The sequence below is a fragment of the Dysgonomonas reticulitermitis genome, from assembly GCF_054601275.1.
Map to the genome: position 1 here is coordinate 1 of NZ_BAAHWU010000113.1, position 1838 is coordinate 1838.

Here is a 1838-nt window from a genome sequence, read left to right on the forward strand (position 1 = left end):
TGAAATAACAACATTAAGAGTGTAGTACAATAGAATGAAGAATGAGGAATGAAGAATTTAATTTTTCACTTTTAATTTTTCATTTAAAGAAGGGTATTATACCGTCAATACCTAATAAAGATAGAAGGATTGAAGAGGACAGGATCACAAAAGACTTAGAAAAAAGAAAATACAAAGAAGAGTTTGATCCTGGCTCAGGATGAACGCTAGCGACAGGCCTAACACATGCAAGTCGAGGGGCAGCGCGGTGTAGCAATACATTGGCGGCGACCGGCGCACGGGTGAGTAACGCGTATGCAACCTACCTACAACAGGGGAATAACCCGGAGAAATTCGGACTAATACCGCATAACACAGGGGCTCCGCATGGAGATATTTGTTAAAGATTTATCGGTTGTAGATGGGCATGCGTTCCATTAGCTGGTTGGCGAGGTAACGGCTCACCAAGGCAACGATGGATAGGGGAACTGAGAGGTTTGTCCCCCACACTGGAACTGAGACACGGACCAGACTCCTACGGGAGGCAGCAGTGAGGAATATTGGTCAATGGGCGGGAGCCTGAACCAGCCAAGTCGCGTGAAGGAAGACAGCCTTATGGGTTTTAAACTTCTTTTGCAGGGGAATAAAAAGGAGTACGTGTACTTTATTGCATGTACCCTGCGAATAAGCATCGGCTAACTCCGTGCCAGCAGCCGCGGTAATACGGAGGATGCGAGCGTTATCCGGATTTATTGGGTTTAAAGGGTGCGCAGGCGGGCTATTAAGTCAGCGGTGAAATATTCAGGCTCAACCTGAAGACTGCCGTTGAAACTGTTAGCCTTGAGTATAGATGAAGTAGGCGGAATTCGTTGTGTAGCGGTGACATGCTTAGATATAACGAGGAACTCCGATTGCGTAGGCAGCTTACTAAACTATAACTGACGCTCATGCACGAAAGCGTGGGGATCAAACAGGATTAGATACCCTGGTAGTCCACGCCGTAAACGATGATTACTAGTTGCATGCGATATGATAGTATGTGACCAAGCGAAAGCGATAAGTAATCCACCTGGGGAGTACGCCGGCAACGGTGAAACTCAAAGGAATTGACGGGGGCCCGCACAAGCGGAGGAACATGTGGTTTAATTCGATGATACGCGAGGAACCTTACCCGGGCTTGAAATGCAGAAGAATAATGAGGAAACTTATTAGCTAGCAATAGCTTCTGTGTAGGTGCTGCATGGTTGTCGTCAGCTCGTGCCGTGAGGTGTCGGCTTAAGTGCCATAACGAGCGCAACCCACATCATTAGTTACTAACAGGTCGTGCTGAGGACTCTAATGAGACTGCCGTCGTAAGATGCGAGGAAGGTGTGGATGACGTCAAATCAGCACGGCCCTTACGTCCGGGGCGACACACGTGTTACAATGGGTGGTACAAAGGGCAGCTACCTGGTGACAGGATGCTAATCTCCAAAGCCACTCCCAGTTCGGATCGGAGTCTGCAACTCGACTCCGTGAAGCTGGATTCGCTAGTAATCGCGCATCAGCCATGGCGCGGTGAATACGTTCCCGGGCCTTGTACACACCGCCCGTCAAGCCATGGGAGCTGGGGGTATCTGAAGTACGTAACCGCAAGGAGCGTCCTAGGGTAAAACCGGTGACTGGGGCTAAGTCGTAACAAGGTAGCCGTACCGGAAGGTGCGGCTGGAACACCTCCTTTCTGGAGTGGACTGTCCGAAAAGGTATGTACCTGTAAGAGTAGTAAGTAGAAGGTAGTAAGTAGTGATTTATTGCTTCTTAATATTCAAAACTTCTCTCTGAACGTGCTACACTCTGAATAATGTTGTTTATTTTAAAAA

Annotated in this window: 1 rRNA gene; it reads left to right on the top strand. The window is 48.2% G+C overall.

Annotated features, from left to right (window positions below):
• The first annotated feature begins 171 nt into the window (after window positions 1-171).
• Window positions 172-1699, top strand: a 16S ribosomal RNA gene (locus ACYPZI_RS15875).
• Window positions 1700-1838: the final 139 nt, after the last annotated feature.